Consider the following 21190-nt stretch of genomic DNA (forward strand, 5'->3'; position numbering starts at 1 on the left):
AATGAAAAGCGGAGATATCAGCGAAAGATAAAAGCGAAGATACAATCGGATATAAAAAGCGAAGAACCCGTCTGGATTTGATCAGACGGGTTCTTCGCTTTTTATATCCGATTATATCTTCGCTTACTTTCGTAATTCGCAATTCGTAATTCGTAATTGCCGAAGGCTATTATCCGTTCATGGAGATCAGGAACTCTTCGTTGTTCTTCGTGCCGCGCATGTGTTGCAGCATGAAGTGCATGGATTCGTCGGTGTTCATATCTGCCAGGTGATTGCGGAGGATGTGGATACGTTTGAGAGAATCTTTATCCAGCAGCAGATCGTCGCGGCGGGTAGACGATGCGGAAACATCGATAGCCGGGAAGATACGTTTGTTAGCCAGTTTACGATCCAGCAGCAGCTCCATGTTACCGGTACCTTTGAACTCTTCGAAGATTACCTCGTCCATTTTGGAACCTGTATCAATCAGGGCAGTAGCGAGGATGGTCAGGGATCCGCCGTGTTCAATTTTACGGGCAGCACCGAAGAACTGTTTAGGTTTCTGCATCGCGTTGGCTTCCACACCACCGCTCAGTACTTTACCGGAGGCTGGAGCAACGGTATTGTGCGCTCTGGCCAGACGCGTGATGGAATCCAGCAGGATTACCACATCGTGACCGCATTCTACCAGGCGTTTTGCTTTCTGCAAAGCGATAGCAGATACTTTCACGTGTTTTTCAGCCGGTTCATCGAAGGTAGAGGCGATAACTTCCGCCTTTACGCTGCGTTCCATATCGGTCACCTCTTCCGGACGCTCATCGATCAGCACCACCATCAGATAAATTTCAGGGTGGTTGGTAGCGATGGCGTTGGCTACTTCTTTCAGCAACATGGTTTTACCTACCTTGGGTTGCGCAACAATGAGTCCGCGCTGCCCTTTACCGATAGGCGTAAACATATCCATGATACGGGTAGAGTAGTTATTGGAAGTGGTAGTTAATTTCAGTTTTTCGAAAGGGAACAGTGGTGTCAGGTAATCGAATGGCACGCGGTCGCGTACTTCTTCGGGTGACTTACCATTGATGGTTTCCACTTTCAGTAAGGCAAAATATTTCTCTCCTTCTTTTGGCGGACGCACGGAACCTTTAACGGTATCGCCGGTTTTCAGACCAAAGAGTTTTATCTGGGAAGGTGAAACGTAAATATCATCCGGGGAGCTGAGGTAGTTATAGTCGGAAGAACGGAGGAAACCATAGCCGTCAGGCATCATTTCCAGTACGCCTTCGCTGACGATAACACCATCAAATTCTATATTAAAGGCAGCTTCTTTCTTGTTAGGGAAACGTTGCTTCTGCGAAGCAGGGATCAGCGTTTCAATACCTTCCGGCATCACGAAATCATCATCTTCTTCCTCTTCTTCTGCAGCAGGAATGGCAGTTAATTCTTCTTCCTCTTCTTCTTCTTCCGCTTCATCTTCGGTAAATGAAGGAATGATAATATCATCATCATCATCGAAAGTGAGTGAAGGAATGCTATCGAGATCTATTTCGAAATCTTTTATTTTGGATTTGGAAGATGCAGCAGGTGCTTCATCCGCTTCGTGCTCTTTTGTTTTGCCTGTAACTTTCTTGGTAGTTTTTTTGGCGGCTGGTTTTTCTTCTGCGCCGGCTGGTTCTTCTGTAGCGTGAGTTGCTTCGTCTTTCTTTACAGGTTTGCGTTTGCGTGCTTTCTTCTCTTCTCCGTTGGACTGGTTATCTTCTGAGGCCATCACTGCTTGTTTGTCCAGAATTTTGTAGATCAGGTCCTGTTTGTTCAGTTTTTTAGCGTTGGGAACATCAAGCTTCTCTGCAATATCAAGCAGCTCAGGAACGAGCATGTCGTTCAATTGTAAGATGTCGTACATCATCTGTGTTGTCAAATTTTAGAAGTGTTGTGAGGCGGGTACCACTGCATACCAACATACACCAATTACAAATAATTGTTTTTGCGTCAAGAAATTTAATAGATTATTAAATTTGATAGGGAATGATTGAGTTTAGGAACTGCCGATGAAGATGGAAAATGAACTTAATCAGGCAGATTATGATGCAAGATTAAAACAAGTTTTATTATTATCCAAAAAAAATTGCCCCCCAATGCCCCATAGGACCCATTATCAGCCACATGAAAGGATCATGACTCCGCTATAAAAGCGTAGTGGCGCGCCCCTCATCATATGGTATTTATATTGCATTTTTTTATATTGTGTTTGTTTTTAACATTTTTTTTTGAAAGAAACCCTATAATTATCTTGCAAAAAGGCCATACCCGGTGCTATGGACTATGCGGGAGAACGCTTATTTTTGCAGTCCTTAAAATTAAATTTATTATGAGCCAAAGAGTGAAAGTCAAGCAAATCTTGTCCGACGACAAGGCGCATTACGAAGTAACAGTAAAAGGTTGGGTGCGGTCTTTCCGCAACAATCAGTTTATCGCATTAAACGATGGCTCTACCAATAATAATTTACAAGTAGTAATCAACACCGAAAACACAGACCCTGCACTGCTGAAACGTATCACCACCGGCGCAGCCATCAGCGCTACCGGTGAAGTGATTCCTTCCCTGGGTAAAGGTCAGAAGGTAGAGCTTAAAGCTGCCACCCTGGAAATACTGGGTGACTGCGATCCGGAGAAATTTCCGTTACAGCTGAAAAACAGGCCCAGCCTGGAATACCTGCGTGAAATCGCGCATCTGCGTTTTCGTACCAATACTTTCGGCGCCATCTTCCGCGTACGTCATGCCCTCGCATTTGCCGTACATAAGTTCTTCAACGAACGCGGATTCGTATACCTGCACACACCCATCATCACTGCATCAGATGCTGAAGGCGCAGGTGAAATGTTCCGTGTAACCACGCTGGACCCGAAGAATCCGCCGCTGACAGAAAAAGGTGATATCGATTACAAGGAAGACTTCTTCGGCAAATCCACCAACCTCACGGTATCCGGACAGCTGGAGGGAGAACTCGGCGCAATGGCTTTCGGAGATATTTACACGTTCGGACCTACCTTCCGTGCTGAAAACTCCAATACTGCCCGCCACCTGGCTGAGTTCTGGATGATTGAACCGGAAATGGCCTTCTATGAACTGGAAGATAACATGGACCTCGCAGAAGCATTCATCAAATCGCTCATTAGCTATGTGATGGAACACAACCGCGAAGACCTCGACTTCCTCGCCAGCCGCCTCGCTGAAGAAGAAAAACAAAAGCCTCAGCAGGAACGCAGCGAAATGGGGCTGATAGAAAAACTGGAGTTTGTGCTCAACAACGAATTCGTTCGGATTACTTACACAGAAGCTATCGATATCCTGAAAAACAGCAAACATAATAAAAACAAAAAATTCCAATACCTCATTGAAGGATGGGGCGCTGACCTGCAAAGTGAGCATGAACGCTACCTGGTAGAAAAACACTTTAAGAAGCCGGTTATCCTGACCGACTATCCGAAAGAGATCAAGTCTTTCTACATGAAACTCAACGATGACAATAAAACCGTAAGGGCCATGGATATCCTGTTCCCCGGCATCGGTGAAATGGTTGGCGGCTCCCAGCGTGAAGAGAACTACGACAGACTCGTGAAACGCATGGAAGAAATGCATGTACCTGTAGAAGAACTGAGCTGGTACCTGGATACCCGCCGCTTCGGTACTGCACCACACTCCGGCTTCGGACTGGGCTTTGAACGCATGATGTTATTCGTCACCGGTATGACCAACATCCGCGATGTCATTCCTTTCCCAAGAACGCCTAAGAGCGCGGAATTCTAGCCACGTGGCTATTTTATTATTTTGTTATTTGAGATTTAATTTTAATCATGATGTCACCTGAACTGTAAAGAGGGCATCATGATTTAAATTAAATCTCAAATAACAAAATAGTAAAATGAAAGTCCGTACAGGTAAGGCTGTACGGGCTTTTTTTATGTTCGTTTATGGAAATTTTCCGGTGCTGCGTCTTATTGAGGAAAGCGCTTTCAACCATTTTCGTACATCCACAAACGTTAAACTATGGCTGAAATAAACACATCTTCCGACAACGGCCACAGGCCAGGGAAAGGCCGCAGCAGCAAAAAATCCACCCGCGTGGACATGACTCCCATGGTAGACCTGGGGTTTCTCCTGATCACCTTTTTTATGCTCACCACCACCATGCTGCAGGCCAAAACCATGGAGCTGGTTATGCCGCGCGACGGCAACCCAATGCCATTACCCATCAGCAAAGCACTGACCATTATCCTCGGTCCGCAAAATACCATCGCCTGGTATGAAGGTATCGGCGACGACCCTGCGAAACCGCCGCAGGTCAACCGCTCCAGCTTTTCCAATCACAACGGCATCCGTGATATTATCATCAGCAAAAAAGAAAAAGTACAACGTACCTCCCATAAAAACGACCTGATGGTACTTATCAAAGCCGATGAAAAAGCCCGCTACGAAAACGTTGTAGACATCATGGACGAAATGCTTATCAACAAAATAGACCGATATGCCATTGTAGATATGAATGCATTTGAAAAAGGGATTTTTTCTGAATAATTGCGAATTACGAATTACGAATTGCGAATGGGGAACCCGGGCTTATCAGGCAGGAATAAGGATTAATTATGAATTATGAATTAAGAATTATGAGTTAGCGGGAAGATTTAAGCGAAGAACATATTTTGTTATCTGCTTAAATCTTCCCGCTAACTCATAATTCTTAATTCATAATTCATAATTAATCCTTATTCCTGCCTGATAAGCCCGGGTTCCCCATTCGCAATTCGCAATTCGTAATTCGTAATTCCTTACCTTTAGCGCTCCAAAACAATAGTAAGATATGGCAACAACCCACTCCATCCCCTCTGTCGACCTGGCAGATTTTACCTCCGGCGACGCCGGGCGCAAAGCAGCCTTCGTGCAGCAACTGGGAAAAGCTTATGAAGAAGTAGGATTTGTAGCGGTGAAGAATCATGGTATTCCAGACGAGCTTATTGCTGACCTCTACAATTATGTTCAACAGTTTTTTAAGCTGCCCTTTGAAACAAAGCATAAATACGAAATCCCTGAACTGGCGGGCCAGCGCGGTTATACCTCGTTTGGTAAAGAACACGCCAAAGGATATGAAGCCCCTGACCTGAAGGAGTTCTTTCAGTTTGGCCAGACTGTGGAAGACAATGACCCCATCAGTGAACAGTATCCGCCGAATGTAACGGTAGACGAGGTACCGGCGTTCACCCCTACTTTCTTTAAGGCGTACCGTGGCTTCGAGACTTCCGGTAAATACCTGTTACAGGCGATTGCGCTGTATCTGGGACTGGATGAAAACTACTTTGACGGAAAAATACATAACGGCAACTCCATTCTGAGAGCGATTCACTACCCTCCTATTACCCAGGAGCCTAAATCAGCTATCAGAGCGGAACAACACGAAGACATTAACCTGATTACGCTGCTGGTAGGCGCTTCCGCGGACGGCCTGCAGATTCTGGATAAGCAAAATAACTGGGTGCCGGTAACCTCCCTGCCGGAGCAGATTGTGGTAAACGTGGGCGATATGCTGCAACGGCTTACCAACAACCGTCTGAAATCTACTACCCATCGTGTGGTGAATCCGCCCCGCGAAATGTGGAATACCTCCCGTTACTCTATTCCCTTCTTCCTGCATCCCAAATCAGAAATGAAGCTGGATGCCCTGGAAAGCTGTATTACTGCGGCCAACCCGCTGGCGTACGAGCCCATCACCGCCGGCGAATACCTGGACGAACGTTTACGTGAAATAGGCCTGAAAAAATAATCCGGCCCACCCTATAGTAAAAGTCCCGGCAAGCAAGCTCTTACCGGGACTTTACATGTATCCTTGATGTAGGACAATTCTGGTTATTTTATGGTTACTCTCAACGGCTTTCAAAATATGGTTATTCTTTTGTCCGAACACTATTTCATGCCGGTGGGTTATAAATTTCGCTAATACAAACTGATCACAACGGATAAAAGGCCATATTCGTTACAATAGCCAGCGGTATTACAAGTATTGTGCCTTTATTAAACAGGAACGATAGCTTTATTAGCAACATCGTTGTAATTTGTCTGATAATTTTTACTAACTTATTGAATCCTTCGGGCAGAATTCACTTATAAATAACTGTGTTTCTACGTCATATACCTTTTCTCAAAGCTGTGCTATTACATAGCATCACTGCCTACGGCGGCCCGCAGGGGCATCTGGCAATGATGATGAAAACCTTTGTACATCAGCGTAAAGACGTAACGGAACAGGAGCTGATGGAATATAATGCCTTCTGCCAGCTGCTGCCCGGTGCATCGTCTTCCCAGACCCTTACCCTTATCGGATACAAACGCGGCGGTGTTATGCTGGCCATCATCACCCTGCTGATATGGATCACCCCGGCCTGCCTGCTGATGGGCTCTCTCAGTTTCCTGCTGCAATACTTTGACAAGCGGGCATTGCAGACCGACATATTCAAATATGTTCAGCCAATGGCTGTAGGATTCCTGGCCTATGGCGGCATCAGGGCGTTTAAGATCAGTATCAACAACGTAGCCACCTTCATTATTATGATAGTGGCCATGTTTGCGGCCTTCTACCTGAAGTCGCCGTGGACCTTCCCGGCTCTCATTATCCTGGGCGGTATTGTGTCCAACTTCAGTAATAAACGTATTCCGGATATTAACGAGAAACCTAAAAAAATACAGTGGGGAAATATCTGGCTGTTTGTGTCCATCTTTGTGCTGGCGGGTATTTTATCGGAGCTGGCGCGCTCTCATCAGTGGATTACCAGAAGGCCCTTTAACCTTTTTGAGAACTTTTACCGCTTCGGCAGCCTTGTATTCGGCGGGGGCGATATATTAATTGCCATGATGCTGGAACAGTATGTATTCCGCGCCAAAACTCAGTTTCTTACTGCGGAAGAGCTGCTGACCGGGGCGGGGATCATGCGTGCGCTGCCCGGCCCTACCTTTTCCATTTCCGCCTATGTGGGTGGCATGGCTATGCGTAACCTGGGCATGGGCTACCAGTTCCTGGGTTGTATACTGGCGCCGGTAGCCATTTTTCTTCCAAGCCTGTTACTGGTGCTGTTCTTTTTCCCGATATGGCACAATCTCAAAAAGTATGTGGTGATTTACCGTGCCCTGGAAGGCATCAACGCCGTAGTAGTTGGTATAATGTGGGCGGCTACCTTTATCCTGTTTTTTGCCATCCCGACCAACTGGTACAATCTGCTGATTATGATCAGTACCCTGGCGCTGCTGACCATCACCAAACTGCCGTCGCCATTCATTGTAATCACCTGCCTGTTGCTGGGCTGGCTGCTATGATGCGGTGATATTATATTCCTTGATTTTATTGTAAAGTGTGGTCAGTCCGATGTCCATCAGCTCTGCTGCGCGGGTTTTATTGCCTTTTACATGCGCCAGTACCTTGATGATATGGCGCTTTTCCATGTCTGCCAGCCGCAGGGAGGAAGGCGAATCTTCGCCACCCTGCTGGAAATCGAACGGCAAAGCGGGCACATCCAGTATATCCGTGTCCGTTAGAATGGCCGCGCGCTCTATTACATTCCGTAATTCCCTGATATTGCCCTTCCAGCTGTGCTGCTGCAGCGCCAGCAGGAAGGCGGGCGTCATGCCGGTAATACGCTTGTTCATTTTGGGTGAGAACTGCTGAATGAACCACTGGGCCAGCAATGGAATATCTTTCTTGCGTTCATTGAGGGAAGGCAGAGCAATCTGGAAGACAGACAGGCGGTAGAAAAGATCTTCGCGGAAGTGTCCTGCCGCAATTTCCTGTTCCAGGTGGCGGTTGGTGGCGGCAATAACGCGTACATCCGTTTTGGTGGGCTTAGGCTCCCCTACCCGGTAAAACTCCTGTGCCTCCAATACCCGCAGCAGCTTAGCCTGCAGTTCTATGGGCATCTCCCCTATCTCATCTAAAAAAATAGTTCCTCCGCGGGCTTCTTCAAAAAATCCCTTCTTATCCTTTACCGCACCGGTAAAAGCACCGGCAATATGGCCAAACAATTCACTCTCCAGTATATCCTTGCCGATAGCGCTGCAGTTCACTGCTACAAACGGCTGCTGGCGGCGCTGGCTGGCGGCATGTATGGCCTGTGCAAATACCTCTTTCCCGGAGCCGGTTTCTCCCAGCAGCAGTACCGTCATATCAGACGGCGCCACCTTCCTGGCCAGCTCAATAGCAGCATTGATTTCCGGCGATGTTCCCAGAATATTATCGAAATTATATTTACCGCTGATCTTCTTCTCCAGGTCACGGATACGGAACTGCAGTGCAGCCTTATCCATCGCTTTGCTCACCAGTGGCAGGATACGGTTGTTATCGTCTCCCTTGGTGATATAATCAAATGCGCCGTTTTTAATGGCCTGTACACCATCGGCAATGTTGCCGTATGCAGTGAGTACAATGGTTTCAACTTCCGGGTAACGCGCATGAATGGTTTGTACCAGCTCCACACCGTTGCCATCGGGCAACTTAACGTCAGACAGCACCACGCTGATTTCTTCCTTCTCCAGTATCTTCATGGCAGCCCTGATATTGGCCGCCTCGTGCATCGTATATCCTTCCAGTCCCAATAGGCGGCTCAGCAGCTTACGCAGCTGATCCTCATCGTCAATAATTAAGATATGCCCTTTCAATCTTTTGAATTTAAGAGCAAAATAACAGCAAAAAGACTAATTATTGCGGGAAGTTTTCTGGTTGGCCTTAAACACCAGTGCGCCAACAGCAGCAGCCAGCAGCCCCATTACCATGTTTACAAACAATATGTTTCCCAGGAACATAATCCAGAAATTACGTTTCACATTTTCATCCTGTATCACCACGCCCGTACTCTGCTCTACCATCTGGTGATGCCCGTCTGAAGACATAATCAGGAAGTGAAAGATGATGGTGAATACTGCGATGAGAATAGTAGCCAGCAAGGTAGTACGGAATCCCATGGCAAAAGCAGCTTTCACCGATGTATGTTCATGATGTCTGCTGTTGTAGTGAATAATGGAAACCAGCACCCCCAGGAAAAACACCAGGCTCGTGCAAAACCCTGTCCATAGCGCACCATATAGATCGGTAGCATAAAAAATAATGGTCAGTACTATCGATACAAGCGCGATAACAATACCATATACCGGAGATAATTTTGTGGCTTTCGGATTTGATTGTTGCATAACCTGGAGATTTAATTGAACAAAATCAGGGAGCATCCCCTTTTTCAATTGCACTGATAAACCGGCGCAAGTCATTTTTTGTACTTTGAATATCATGCCACAAATCTCCGGTTTCGTTTACCCGTTCACGTGAGTTGAATATGGTAAAGTCTGTCATCTTCAGTTTTTCATTCACCTCCTTCCATAGCAACGGCATAGATACGGTAGCACCGGGTTTGGGCCTTACGGAATACGGAGCTGCGATTGTTTGCCCCCGGCTGTTCTGCAGAAAATCGATATACACTTTATGGTTGCGTTGCGACTTTGTGCGGATCACACTGGTGCTTTTGGGCAACTCCTGGTTAACATGCCGGGCAATATATTCCGCAAAAAGGCGGCCGGTATCATAACTGTACTTGCCACCCACGGGAATATAGATATGCAGTCCGGTAGAGCCGGAGGTTTTACAGAAGCAGGTAACCTTATACTGATCCAGGAAGGCTTTGATATGTTGCGCCGCTTCTACCACGTATTTAAAATCAATGTTCTCAGGATCCAGGTCCATCACTATAAAATCCGGGTTATCCAGTCTGGCGGTGCGTGACAGCCAGGGATTGATTTCGATGCAGCCCAGATTCGCCATAAAGGCCAGCGTAGCCTCGTTGTTACAGATCAGGTAATCCACATCCTTACCGGTAGATTCCGCCCGCAGGGCAATGCTTTTGATCCATACCGGCGACTGTTCCAGGTTAAGGTCCTTCTGGTAAAAGGCCTGCCCGGTAATGCCGTTAGGGAAACGATGCAGTGACAGCGGCCTGTCTTTGAGATGTGGCAGTATTATTTCCGCCATACCGAGGTAATAATCTATCAGCTGGCCTTTGGTAATTTTCTCTTTAGGCCAGTATAATTTCTGCTGATTGGTAAGGGTTACCTTTTTACCATTCAGCGTGACTATACGTTCTTTTTCAGCAGCAGAGGCGGTAGCAGTAGCCATAGTGATTGATTTAGGTGTTTCTGCATGAACTTCGCCGGCGGCCTTATCTTCCCGGAGTCCCAGAAAAACAGGCTGCCGCAGTATTCCGTCGCCCGTCCATTCGGAGAATTTGACCTGGCATACCAGTTTTGGCTTTACCCAGGTAACCGGCATAACGGTTTTAATTTTTTTGCTGAAGGGAGAGGCTGATTGTTTCAGCGGCTGCAGCTTTTTGTAGAGTATGCCAAGCATTTCTTCGTTGAGTCCGCCCCCGCAGTTGCCGATGTACTTCAGCTCCTTATCATCATACAATCCTAATACCAATGCGCCCAGTTTTTTGCGGCTGCCGCGCGGCTCGGTATAGCCGCATATCAGGGCTTCCTGTTCATTGATATTTTTAATTTTCAGCCAGTTATCGGAGCGGCGGCCTTCTTCGTATATGCTGTCTGCCCGCTTGGCAATAATGCCTTCCCATTGCTGTTTCCGGGCTTTCCGGAAGAAGCTTTTTCCCTTGCCCTGTATATGGCCGGAAAACTGTACTGTTTTATCGTTGAGCGCGGCGACAATATCCTGCAACAGGCTCTTGCGTTCCAGCAGTGTCAGCTCCTGCAGCTCATTGCCATTGAGATGCAGCAGGTCAAAAACCATATATACCAGGGCGCCTTTGCCGGTAGAGCGGAAACGCTGCAGTGACTGGAATCCGGCGCCTTTGTTCTTTTCTGTTACAATGATTTCCCCATCCAGCACAACGTTGTGCGCAATATTCTCTACAGCGGCCACTATGGCGGGGTAATCGGTATTGAAATTTTTCTCGTTGCGGGAGTAAAGCGATACCTGGTGGTTTTGTACGCTGGCGATAGCGCGGTAACCATCCCATTTGGTTTCAAATATCCATTCGTTGCTGTCAAAAGGTTCGTCGACCAATGTGGCCAGCATAGGCTTATACACTTTCCTGATGGCCTGTTTGCCACGCCGGGCGGGATTGGCGGCGGGAGGTTCAGCTATAGACGGGCTTTTTTTTTACCTGTTTTCTTCATTTCTTCTTTTGCCTTTGTTCCAAGCGCTTTCACCTTTTCCGGCGTATAGTCTTCACTGTTATATTCAGCTACGGCATATTTATCCCGGTGTTTGATAAGCAGCCAGGCGTTTTCATCGCGTCCTTTCATCTTCACCAGGGCAAATTCTCCCCGGAGTTTTTTTCCTTTCATCACTATTTTCAGATCGCCGGATTTTATTTCTTTCAGGGCTTCCTTATCAAAGTGGCCGCCGTCAGGACGAAGCAGCTCAAAAGTGCCTTTATCCCAGATGTATACAGTACCCGCACCGTAGTTGCCTTTGGGAATAGTGCCTTCAAAGTCCTTGTAGTCATACGGATGGTCCTCTACCTCCATCGCCAGTCTTTTATCTTCCGGATTCATCGACGGGCCTTTGGGCACTGCCCAGCTTTTGAGCACGCCGTCTACTTCCAGGCGGAAATCATAATGCAGCCTGGAAGCATGATGGCGCTGGATCACAAAAATGTGCTTCTTGCCGGAAGCCTTACCGGCAACGGGTTCTGTCGTCTGCGTAAAATCTCTTTTCTGCTTATATTTCGCTAAACTCATGATGCACGTTTTTTACCGGTGGGTTTGGTGAGACTGGCTTTCAGCTGTTCGAACAGATCATCGCTCTTGGTATGCACCACCTTCATTTTCTTAATCACCGGTTTCTTACCGCTGGCTTTGGCTTTGATGATCTTCAGCAGTTCCGCCTTATATTCATCCTTATACTGGCTGATATCAAATTCAGCAGAATACTGTTTGATGAGTTCAACCGCCATGTCCAGTTCCTTTTTGTTGATAGTAACATGTGAAGGTAATGTCAGTTCTTCCGGAGAGCGGATCTCTTCTTCAAAGCGCAGTTGCTGCAGCAGCAGGTAGTTTTCTCTTGGCCTGATAACGGAAAGATGTTCCTGCGTTCGGAGTACAAAGCGGCTAAGCCCTACCTTGCCCGTCTTCTCCAGGGATTTCAGCAGCAGTTCATATGCTTTTTCGCCACCTTTACCGGGTTCCAGGTAGTAGGGATTTTCGAAGTAGATATCATCGATTTCCACTTCTTCCACAAAGGATTCTATTTCGATGATTTTACTTTTCTTCGGGCTGGCGGCTTCAAAATCTTCATCTTCCAGTACAACGTATTCATCATTGTACAGATACCCTTTCACGATTTGTTCCCAGGGGACTTCCTTACCTGTATTTTCATTTACCCGTTTGAATTTGATATGCGCCAGGCCTTTGCTGTCGAGCATATCGAGATCAAGTCGGCTGTCCTGTGTGGCGCTGTATATTTTCACTGGAATGTTTACCAGCCCAAAGCCTATTGATCCTGACCAGATTGATCGCATGATGTTTTAGTTTTGGTAATACGTTAATGTTTACATAAATGGTACCATGATACCGGTAATAGTAAAACATCGCGGCATAACTTTTGGTTTTTCCGTTAGTAACCAAAAACCCTTTTTATGGAAAAACCGGGAGAAATGACTACACTGACACGCGTTCTGGAGAAGCTGCATGAGAGAGGATTTGACCATGAATTAAAGATGAGTGATCACGGCCGGATGCAGTCTCCTGACACGAAAAAAATCTATAATCCGGAAGATTTGCTGATTATCAAAACCTATCGTTTTGAAGGTGAATCAGATCCGTCTGATTCTTCAATTTTATATGTAATGGAAGATAAGGAAGGGAACAAGGGATATGTGCTGGATGCTTACGGGGCCTACAGTTCCCACGATGAATCCGGTTTTGATGAATTTATACAGAAAATTCCGGTAGAAGACCGTGAAGAGCAGCTGTTATTCGGATAGCTGTTTCAGAAACGCCAGCAACACTTTTTCATCAGCGTGCAGCCCGCCCATGGCGGGCTGTTCGCGTTTCAGGCGTATCTTCTGCAGCCAGGGTGCCAGGGTTCCGTTCTCGTAGCTGTCCAGCAGCTGCGGATGTATGTAATATTTTTTACAGACTGCGCGGGTATTCCCCAGTTTGCCCGCCACACCGTCAATAACCGCTACTATATTGCGTTTACATTCCGCTGCCGATTGAAAGGGCGGCAGATCTGCCAACATATTAAATGCCTGTACGGTGCCTGCCCAGGTACGGAAGTCCTTACAGGTAAATTCTTCCTGCATAAACTGTTTCAGGTAGTCATTTATTTCACCGGAGTCGAGCACGCGGTGGCCGCCATTTTCATCATAATACTGGAACAGTTCATGACCGGGGATTTCGCTTACTTTCTTGAGCAGGCGTGACAGGGAAGAGTGTTTCAGGGCTATCTTATGCAGCACACCTTTCTTTCCCTTAAACTGGAAGAAGGTGGTGCTGCCGTTGATAACAACATGTTTGTTACGGAGGGTGGTAAGGCCATGGGAGCCGTACAGCTTTTCATAGGCGGTGTTGCCTACGCGGATCTGTGTTTCTTCCATGACCGACAATGCGATGGCAATTACTTTTTCCCTGTTCAGTATTTTCCGGCGGAGGTCTGCGAGTATCTGCCGGCGGATGGCCGGGAGCTGCCGGCCGAACAGCAGCAGGCGGTAATATTTTGTTTCATTGCGCACTTTAGCCCAGGTGCTGTGGTAGCGGTATTGCTTGCGGCCTTTGGCATCAGTGCCGGTAGCCTGCAGGTGGGCATTGGGCCAGGGCGCAATCCACACATTTTCCCAGGCGGGCGGCAGCACCAGTTTACGGATACGATCCAGCGTGTTTTCATCGTGTATGAGGTTGCCCTGCATATCGTGGTAGATGAAGTCGTTGCCCTGGCGCAGCCGGGCATAACCGGGGGTACCGGCTTTCACATAGCGGAGTTTCATGGACCGGGCTATTGCCACGGGATCGGTCATGAGTATATCAGGGCTATCCATTGATGATCTCCCCTCCGTTGGGATGCAGTATTTGTCCGGTGATGTAGGAAGCGTCGTCGCTGGCGAGGAAAACGTAGCAGGGAGCAATTTCCACCGGTTCTCCGGCGCGTTTTAAAGGCACATCCGAGCCGAAAGACGCCACTTCTTCCGCCTTAAAGGTGGCGGGTATCAATGGTGTCCATACAGGTCCGGGAGCCACCCCGTTTACCCGTATTCCCTTATCGGCCAGGGAGGCGGACAAGGAACGGACAAACGAAACGATAGCGCCTTTGGTAGCGCTGTAGTCTATCAGGTGGCTGCTGCCGCGGTAGGCAGTCACCGAAGTGGTGCAGATAATGTTGCTGCCTTTCTTCAGGTGTGGCAATGCGGCCCGTGTCAGGTAGAAATGCGCGTAGATATTCGTCTCGAAGGTTTTCTGCAGCTGGGCAGGCGTAATACCTTCCAGTCCTTCCTGCGGATACTGTACTGCGGCATTGTTAACCAGGATATCCAGGCGGCCGAACTGCTTTACTGCTTTTTTGATAATATCGGCGCAATGCTTTTCATTCCGGATATCTCCGGCGATGAGCAGGCATTGCCGGCCGCACAGGGAGATCTGTTCACAGGTGGCCGTAGCATCCGTATGTTCGTCGAAGTAGGCGATCACTACATCTGCACCTTCTTTGGCAAAAGCTACGGCTACCGCGCGCCCTATGCCGCTGTCGCCGCCGGTGATAACCGCCACCCTGTTCTGCAGGCGGCCTTCTTTACTTTGCTCTTTGTCGAATACGGGTGCGGGTTTCATCTTATGCTCTGCACCGGGTTGCTTTTGCTGATGTTGCGGGGGACGTACTGTTTTTTTGGGTTGTGTTTTTTGCATAAGCGGGTGTTTACATTAAAAGGGTCCCTGCAAATCATGACAGGAACCCTTTGCAGTTTTCTATTCAACAATTATACAAACGTGCTACTCTTTGGCAGCAGCTTCATTCACCTGGCCTTCCGCCACTTCAGTGAGTGTGCTGTCTGCGTTCTTTTCCTCTTCCAGCGTCTGTTCAAGCAGATTGGCCGCATCGCGGTGTCCCATGACGTTGGCCAATGTCCGCAGGCTGCCATAGGAAGCTATTTCGTAATGTTCAATTTTCTGGGAAGAGATGATAATACCCGCATCTCTTACCATGGAATCTTCTTCAGTATCGGCAATTACTTCCTGACCTTCTGCCAGTAAGCCTTCCATGGCTTCGCATTTTTTGGCCTGTGGTTTCTTGCCCATCATTTCAAAGATTTCTTCCAGGCGGGAAACGTGGTTCTTTGTTTCTTCCAGGTGTTCTCCGATACAGGAAGCCAATTCTTCGGAGGTAGCTGCTTTCTGTATTTTAGGCAATGCTTTTACAAGGTTTTTCTCTACCCAGTAAATATCTTTCAGCTCATCCATAAATAGCTGATGAAATTTGGAATTATCCATTTGTTCCTGGTTACTTCCGGATTGCTGTTCCCGGCCATTAGCCCTGGCAGCTGTTTTCCGGGTGGCTGTTGATGTTTTTGCAGGCATACAGTTAAAATTTTATGGTTAGTTAAAGTGAATGACTAGTGCGGTTTTCTTTTTTCAAATGCCTTCTCTGAAGAAGGTGTTGCTTTGGGATCCGCCGGTTTACGGGGAATTTCCCTTTCCGGAATTTCTTCCGGCAGCGGCCCTACTTCCGGCTTATCCGGTGGTGGCTGTACAGGTGGCGGATCTGTCTTTCCTGGTTGTTGTTTATCAGGTTCCGGGTTCGGTGCCGGTTGTTGATTTTTATCAGGATTATTATTCATAAGACAAGATTTTTAAGTGAAGAACTGCTTACCGGAAAAAAGACAAAGTTCATTCCAGAGCGCATTCAGGTGGCAATAATCAATAAAAACCATCCTCTCAAACGCTGTAACAGCAATAGTTTGAGCCCTTTTACACCTATATGCAAACCTGTTAAAAATCTATTTCCAGCAGTGTCCGTATACTTCGTAGAAATTACTGTCATACTGTGGAAAATCTTGCTCAGCAAGATGTTTCATGAAAAATGCCTTTATTTTTAAGCCGATTTCTGCCGCAGAAATAGTAACTTGAATGCGCTTACAGAAAAACCTGGAACAGATAAAATGCATTTCCCAGTTCATAAAAAGATACGTATAGGTTTTTTCATTGCCTTTACTGTTATCATCACTGCTTCAATATTTTCTTACCTCGTTGCCAAAAATCTGCTGGATAATGCCGGCAGGTTAAATCATGCCATTGAAGTATCCAAAAGGCTGGAGGTGATTACCAGGCAGCTGAAAGAGGCAGAAGCCGCGCTGAGAGGGTATAATCTTACCAAAGACAGCTCCTTCCTGGATCCCAGTATGCAGGAACGGAACAGGCGCATTAATGAAGAATATAAGCTGCTGCGTATCATCACCGCCGATAATCCGCGGCAACAGCGCCACCTCGATACGCTGGAAGACCTGCTGGTCATCAAATACAACCAGCTATTGTCAGGAGGCCAGACAGTTACCCACGCCAAACAGCAAAGCTCCATAAAGGAAGGCGAACGCTCTATGGATCGTCTGGACCGTAAAGTACAGGATATGACACGCATAGAGGAAAACCTGGTACATGAAAAGTCAAGGCTGTTCCACTTCTTCTCCGTCATCTGGGTGCCTGTTATCTTCATATCCTCTCTGGTAGCCATTCTCATAGGCATATACTCTTACATTACGCTGAACAGGGAAGTGAAGCTGCAGCAACATATCGAGCATAGAATGAAATCCTACCAGCGCGATCTGCAACAGAATATTTCCCTGCTGAATAAAACCAACCAGGAACTTGAACAGTTTGCCTATGTGGCCTCGCATGACCTGCAGGAGCCGCTGCGCAAGATATCTACCTTCAGCGACCGGCTGCAGATGAAATACCGGGACCAGTTACCGCCTGACGCCATACAGCTGATAGACCGCATGGTATCTGCTGTAGCACGTATGCGGGTGCTCATTAACGACCTGCTGATATTTTCCCGCGCCGGACGTATTACCCCGGAAAGTATCACCAGCGTGGATATGAACCAGCTGGTGCAGGAAGTGCTCAACGATCTGGAAGTACCACTGGAAGAGAAGAATGCCACTGTCACCTACGATCAGCTGCCGGAAATTGAAGGCAGCGATACCTCCTTTCATCAGCTGTTCCAGAACATCCTGGCCAACGCCATCAAATTTGCCAGCCCGGAACGGCAGCTGCATATTAATATCAGTCATGAGGTACTAACCGGAAAAGAAGCCGGCGGATTCAAGGAAAATCTCGCCAACAGCCAATTCTGCCGTATCAGTATTGCAGATAATGGTATCGGCTTTGATCCTGCCTTTGCAGAACGTATCTTCCTCATATTCCAACGCCTGCATGGGATCAGTGAATATACCGGTACAGGTATAGGGCTGGCTATCTGCAAAAAAATTGTAGACAGTCATAACGGACAAATAATCGCATACGGGCAGCCTAATGCCGGCGCGACTTTCGTAATAACGCTACCCTTCAAACAGGTAATTAATGCCCCGGAATAAGCATACTGCCAAATATTAGCACCTTTATTGCGGGGGTATTACCCTATTGATTTTATTTATGTATCGTACCAAACGACCAACATGAGCGAACGACCCATACAAATCCTGATGATTGATGATGATGAGGATGATTTCTTTCTGGTAACAGAATTACTTCGTGATATCTCTCCCGGGCAATATCAGCTGGAATGGGCGCCTACCTTCCAAAAAGGCGTGGAAGCCATTGAACGCAGAATACATGATATTTTTCTGGTAGACTACCGGCTGGGACCTAATACTGGTATCGACATCCTGCACCATGTGCAGGCTACTCAATACGAAATGCCCGTCATCATGCTTACCGGTAAAGGCGACTACGCCATTGACCGGGAAGCCATGCAGGCCGGCGCATACGACTACCTCGTCAAAGGTGAGATTACTGCCGATCTCCTTGAAAGATCCATCCGCTACGCACTGGATGAATACAAGCATCTCCGCACAATTGAAGAAAGTGAGAAAAAATACTACGGCATCTTTGAAAAAGCGCATGACCTTATTCTGCTGACCGACGGTTCCAAAAATATCATTGACGGGAACCCCGCAGCATTGCGGATTCTGCAATATTCCAAAGAAGAACTGCTGCAGATGCACCTGCGCGACCTCTTCGTATCACAGGAACAGGGAGATACATTCAGCAGTCATATGGAAACCGGTGATCCCCAGCAGGAACACGAGTTTAAAACAAAGGATGGCAAAAAGATGGTGGTGCTGATCAATGCCATCTTACTGGATGAATCTGCCCAAATATATCTTTGCGTCATACAGGATATTACCGATAAAAAAAGAGAAGAACAGGAAAAGCAATATCAGGAGAAATTTGTGATCACCGGCCGTATTGCGCGTGTTATTGCCCATGAAGTACGTAACCCGCTGACCAACATCCTGCTGGCCGTAAGCCAGTTCAAAGACCAGGATGAAATCGTAGCGGATGAAGAAACCACCGTATATACTGATATTATTGAACGTAACTGTACACGCATTAATCAGCTCATTACCGAACTGCTGGACAGTACCCGGATGATTGAACTGCATACCGCAGAGCATGACATCAACGACCTGGTAAAATCCGCGCTGTTACTGGCCTCCGACCGTATCCGCCTGGATGAAATCAGCTTACAGGAACAGTTATCTGCCGGAGAAATTTTTGTAAATGCAGATGATGAAAAAGTCGTCATTGCATTCCTCAACATCATTATCAATGCCATAGAGGCTATGACACCCGGCAAAGGCATACTCACCATCAGGACTATACGTATCCAGGATAAAGCGCAGCTGCAGATTACAGACAATGGCTCCGGCATTCCGGAAGACCGCCTATCCCGGCTGTTTGACCCGTTCTATACCAGTAAAACAAAGGGAACCGGCCTGGGGCTTACCAGCACGCAGAATATACTATTGAATCATAAGGGAACCATTCATGTAGACAGCAAGCAGGGTAAAGGCACTACATTTACCATAACGTTACCGGCTGTACGATAACTACAGGCCCTTCTTACCTGCTTTCTTCCGTTCCTGCAGGTGTTCTTCATGTTTGCCGAGCGCATCGCTGATGGCTTCTTCCACAGAGTGGGACTCCTTCATGCTGATGTGTTTCCTGGTTTCTTCTGCCATAACAGCGTAATACCTGTGCAGAATATCCAGCTCTTCTTCAGATAAATTCTCCACATCTATCAACCTGTTACTGGCCTTGCGGTTGACCGCAATCAGCTCGTTCAGCTTCATCTGCACGGATTTGGAATCTTTATTCTGGGATTTCTGAATCACAAACACCATCAGAAAGGTAATGATGGTAGTACCGGTATTAATAACCAGCTGCCAGGTATCGGAGTAATTGAAAATGGGGCCGGTAACCGCCCAGATAATAATGACAGCCAGCGCCACGAAAAAGGCCCAGGCACTGCCGGTAGCGGCCATCACCTTTGAAGCCATTACTTCAAAAAAATTGTGCTTTTTTTTATCTGTCAGGGGCTCCATGGATTTCAGATTGAAGCGGTTGGAAATTTGCGGATTCAGGAATTTTCTGATTTACGGATTTAAAATGCAGTGAAGCGTTCCTGTATTTCAAATCCGTAAATCAGAAAATTCCTAAATCCGCAAATCCCTTTAATAGTTTATGTTCAGCAGCCGCAGTTTATTATACAGCGTTTTACGGTCTATATTTAATAATTGCGCCGCTTTGGTTTTATTATATTTTACTTCTTTCAGTACGTTGATGATTTTATTGTATTCAGCCTGTAATGCAACGGTTTTAAGGTCGTTGTCATTGGCCATGATGGCGAGTTCTCCGCTTACCGGCATTTCTTCTGCTGTTTGGGTAAATGCCTCTTTCATTTCCAGGGGCAGTGCTGCCATGGTTATTTCCTGCATTTCCGGCGTCAGCAGGCAGGCGCGTCTGATCACGTTTTTCAGTTCACGGATATTACCCGGCCAGTAGTATTGCTGGAAGCATTTCCATACTTCTGAAGAAATCTTTCCGCAGGACTTATCCAGTTCTCTTTCCACCTGTTTTACGAAGGATGTCACAAATAGCGGCAGGTCTTCGCTGCGTTCTCTCAATGGCGGAATATAGATGGTGAATTCATTGAAACGATGGAAAAGGTCTTCTCTGAATTTGCCGCGCTGAACGGATTCGGAGAGCTTTTCATTGGAAGCCACGATGATGCGTACATCCACCGGAATTTCCTTGAGGCTGCCTACCCGGCGGATCACCTTTTCCTGTAATACGCGGAGCATGGCTACCTGTATGTCGTAGGACAGGTTGGAGATTTCGTCCAGGAAGAGTGTACCGCCCTGTGCCTGTTCAAACGCGCCTATTTTGGTGTTGATAGCGCCGGTGAAGGCGCCTTTCTCGTGGCCAAACAGTTCGCTGGCGGCCAGTTCTTTTGACAGGCTGCCGCAGTCCAGCGCCACAAAGGGCTGTTCCGCACGCTTGCTGTGATGATGTATCAGATGTGCCACCGATTCCTTACCGGTACCGGTTTCACCGAAGATGATAACGCTGTAGTCCGTAGGCGCTACCAGTTTGATCTGGCGTATCAGCTCTTTTGCACCATCGCTTTCCCCGTAAACGTATTTATCATTTTTATCCTGCTGATTACGGGAGAGCAGCGTTTCCCGTGCTTCAGGCGCACTGCCTGCATCTACGGGTTGTACCGCGAGGCGTTCCATTTCTGATTCCTTGTGGGCGAAAGCCTTGTGTACAAGGTTCAGAATTTCATCCGGATACAGGGGCTTGGACAAGTAGTCATACGCGCCGTTCTTAACCATTTCCACAGCTACGCGTACATCTGTATAGCCGGTAATGATAATCACGATCGTATGAGGATTTATCTGCCTGATATCCTGCAGCAGCTGTGCGCCATCCGTATCTTTCAGTCTGTAATCACAGAGTACCAGATCGAAGGACTTTTCCTTCATCATTTTCAGGGCAGCAGCGCCTGTCATGGTAGTATCAACATTAAAACCATGCTTGCTCAGGAATTTGCTCAGGAGCGTGCAGATGTTAATTTCATCGTCAATAATCAGGATATTTTTCATACTTCTTTTAATAATGTGG

Annotated in this window: 19 protein-coding genes; 7 read left to right on the forward strand and 12 right to left on the reverse strand. The window is 47.2% G+C overall.

Annotated features, from left to right (window positions below; translation table 11 throughout):
• Positions 1 to 169: 169 nt before the first annotated feature.
• Complete coding sequence (gene rho, locus GWG06_RS16610; RefSeq protein WP_127043932.1) at positions 170 to 1882, reverse strand: transcription termination factor Rho; 1713 nt, start codon at positions 1880 to 1882, stop codon at positions 170 to 172.
• A 465-nt stretch (positions 1883 to 2347) separates the two neighbouring features.
• Between rho and asnS the strand changes: the two genes are divergently transcribed.
• The 4 genes from asnS to chrA all read left to right on the forward strand — a co-directional run bounded on the left by asnS (position 2348) and on the right by chrA (position 7339).
• Positions 2348 to 3787 (forward strand): asparagine--tRNA ligase, encoded by a 1440-nt coding sequence (gene asnS / locus GWG06_RS16615; protein ID WP_173962872.1) that lies wholly within the window; start codon positions 2348 to 2350, stop codon positions 3785 to 3787.
• Between the two features lie 240 nt (positions 3788 to 4027).
• Positions 4028 to 4555 carry an ExbD/TolR family protein gene (locus GWG06_RS16620; protein ID WP_127044612.1) on the forward strand — a complete coding sequence of 176 codons (528 nt, stop codon included), beginning with the start codon at positions 4028 to 4030 and terminating at the stop codon, positions 4553 to 4555.
• 283 nt (positions 4556 to 4838) lie between these two features.
• Positions 4839 to 5795, forward strand: a complete 957-nt coding sequence (locus GWG06_RS16625; RefSeq protein WP_127037123.1) for an isopenicillin N synthase family dioxygenase — start codon at positions 4839 to 4841, stop codon at positions 5793 to 5795.
• Positions 5796 to 6178: 383 nt separating this feature from the next.
• The gene (gene chrA, locus GWG06_RS16630; RefSeq protein ID WP_235938386.1) at positions 6179 to 7339 is read left to right on the forward strand and encodes a chromate efflux transporter; all 1161 of its coding nucleotides are present in this window, start codon (positions 6179 to 6181) and stop codon (positions 7337 to 7339) included.
• Here the strand turns inward: chrA and GWG06_RS16635 are convergent.
• From GWG06_RS16635 to ku, 5 genes are all read right to left on the reverse strand, one after another.
• Complete coding sequence (locus tag GWG06_RS16635; protein WP_127037121.1) at positions 7334 to 8674, reverse strand: sigma-54-dependent transcriptional regulator; 1341 nt, start codon at positions 8672 to 8674, stop codon at positions 7334 to 7336. The genes chrA and GWG06_RS16635 overlap by 6 nt on opposite strands.
• Before the next feature lie 36 nt (positions 8675 to 8710).
• Positions 8711 to 9202: a DUF4199 domain-containing protein gene (locus tag GWG06_RS16640; protein WP_160714539.1), complete on the reverse strand. Its 492-nt coding sequence runs from the start codon at positions 9200 to 9202 to the stop codon at positions 8711 to 8713.
• Positions 9203 to 9227: 25 nt separating this feature from the next.
• The gene (ligD, locus tag GWG06_RS16645) at positions 9228 to 11090 is read right to left on the reverse strand and encodes a DNA ligase D (RefSeq protein WP_160714541.1); all 1863 of its coding nucleotides are present in this window, start codon (positions 11088 to 11090) and stop codon (positions 9228 to 9230) included.
• 65 nt (positions 11091 to 11155) lie between these two features.
• Entirely contained in the window at positions 11156 to 11758 is a 603-nt protein-coding gene (locus GWG06_RS16650) for a DNA polymerase ligase N-terminal domain-containing protein (RefSeq protein WP_160714543.1), read from the reverse strand.
• Positions 11755 to 12537, reverse strand: coding sequence for a non-homologous end joining protein Ku (gene ku / locus GWG06_RS16655; protein WP_160714545.1), 783 nt, complete (start codon positions 12535 to 12537; stop codon positions 11755 to 11757). The genes GWG06_RS16650 and ku overlap by 4 nt, the downstream gene beginning before the upstream one ends.
• Before the next feature lie 117 nt (positions 12538 to 12654).
• Between ku and GWG06_RS16660 the strand changes: the two genes are divergently transcribed.
• Positions 12655 to 13002, forward strand: a complete 348-nt coding sequence (locus tag GWG06_RS16660; RefSeq protein ID WP_127037111.1) for a hypothetical protein — start codon at positions 12655 to 12657, stop codon at positions 13000 to 13002.
• Here the strand turns inward: GWG06_RS16660 and GWG06_RS16665 are convergent.
• From GWG06_RS16665 to GWG06_RS16680, 4 genes are all read right to left on the reverse strand, one after another.
• Positions 12991 to 14055, reverse strand: coding sequence for a DNA topoisomerase IB (locus GWG06_RS16665; RefSeq protein ID WP_160714547.1), 1065 nt, complete (start codon positions 14053 to 14055; stop codon positions 12991 to 12993). The two genes, GWG06_RS16660 and GWG06_RS16665, sit on opposite strands and share 12 nt — an antisense overlap.
• A complete protein-coding gene (locus tag GWG06_RS16670; protein ID WP_160714549.1) occupies positions 14048 to 14914 on the reverse strand; it encodes an SDR family oxidoreductase in 867 nt (288 codons plus the stop codon). The genes GWG06_RS16665 and GWG06_RS16670 overlap by 8 nt, the downstream gene beginning before the upstream one ends.
• An 84-nt stretch (positions 14915 to 14998) precedes the next feature.
• A complete protein-coding gene (locus tag GWG06_RS16675) occupies positions 14999 to 15583 on the reverse strand; it encodes a YciE/YciF ferroxidase family protein (RefSeq protein ID WP_160714551.1) in 585 nt (194 codons plus the stop codon).
• Positions 15584 to 15618: 35 nt separating this feature from the next.
• Complete coding sequence (locus tag GWG06_RS16680; protein ID WP_127037105.1) at positions 15619 to 15843, reverse strand: hypothetical protein; 225 nt, start codon at positions 15841 to 15843, stop codon at positions 15619 to 15621.
• A gap of 321 nt (positions 15844 to 16164) precedes the next feature.
• Here GWG06_RS16680 and GWG06_RS16685 point away from each other — a divergent pair, with 321 nt between their 5' ends.
• A complete protein-coding gene (locus tag GWG06_RS16685; RefSeq protein ID WP_160714553.1) occupies positions 16165 to 17595 on the forward strand; it encodes a sensor histidine kinase in 1431 nt (476 codons plus the stop codon).
• A gap of 81 nt (positions 17596 to 17676) precedes the next feature.
• Complete coding sequence (locus tag GWG06_RS16690) at positions 17677 to 19113, forward strand: hybrid sensor histidine kinase/response regulator (protein ID WP_160714555.1); 1437 nt, start codon at positions 17677 to 17679, stop codon at positions 19111 to 19113.
• Here GWG06_RS16690 and GWG06_RS16695 read toward each other — a convergent pair whose 3' ends face one another.
• Positions 19114 to 19608, reverse strand: a complete 495-nt coding sequence (locus tag GWG06_RS16695; protein ID WP_160714557.1) for a low affinity iron permease family protein — start codon at positions 19606 to 19608, stop codon at positions 19114 to 19116.
• Positions 19609 to 19737: 129 nt separating this feature from the next.
• Entirely contained in the window at positions 19738 to 21171 is a 1434-nt protein-coding gene (locus tag GWG06_RS16700) for a sigma-54-dependent transcriptional regulator (RefSeq protein WP_160714559.1), read from the reverse strand.
• Positions 21172 to 21190 lie beyond the last annotated feature (19 nt).

It is taken from the genome of Chitinophaga solisilvae (genome assembly GCF_009928525.1).
Taxonomy (GTDB): Bacteria; Bacteroidota; Bacteroidia; order Chitinophagales; family Chitinophagaceae; genus Chitinophaga; species Chitinophaga solisilvae.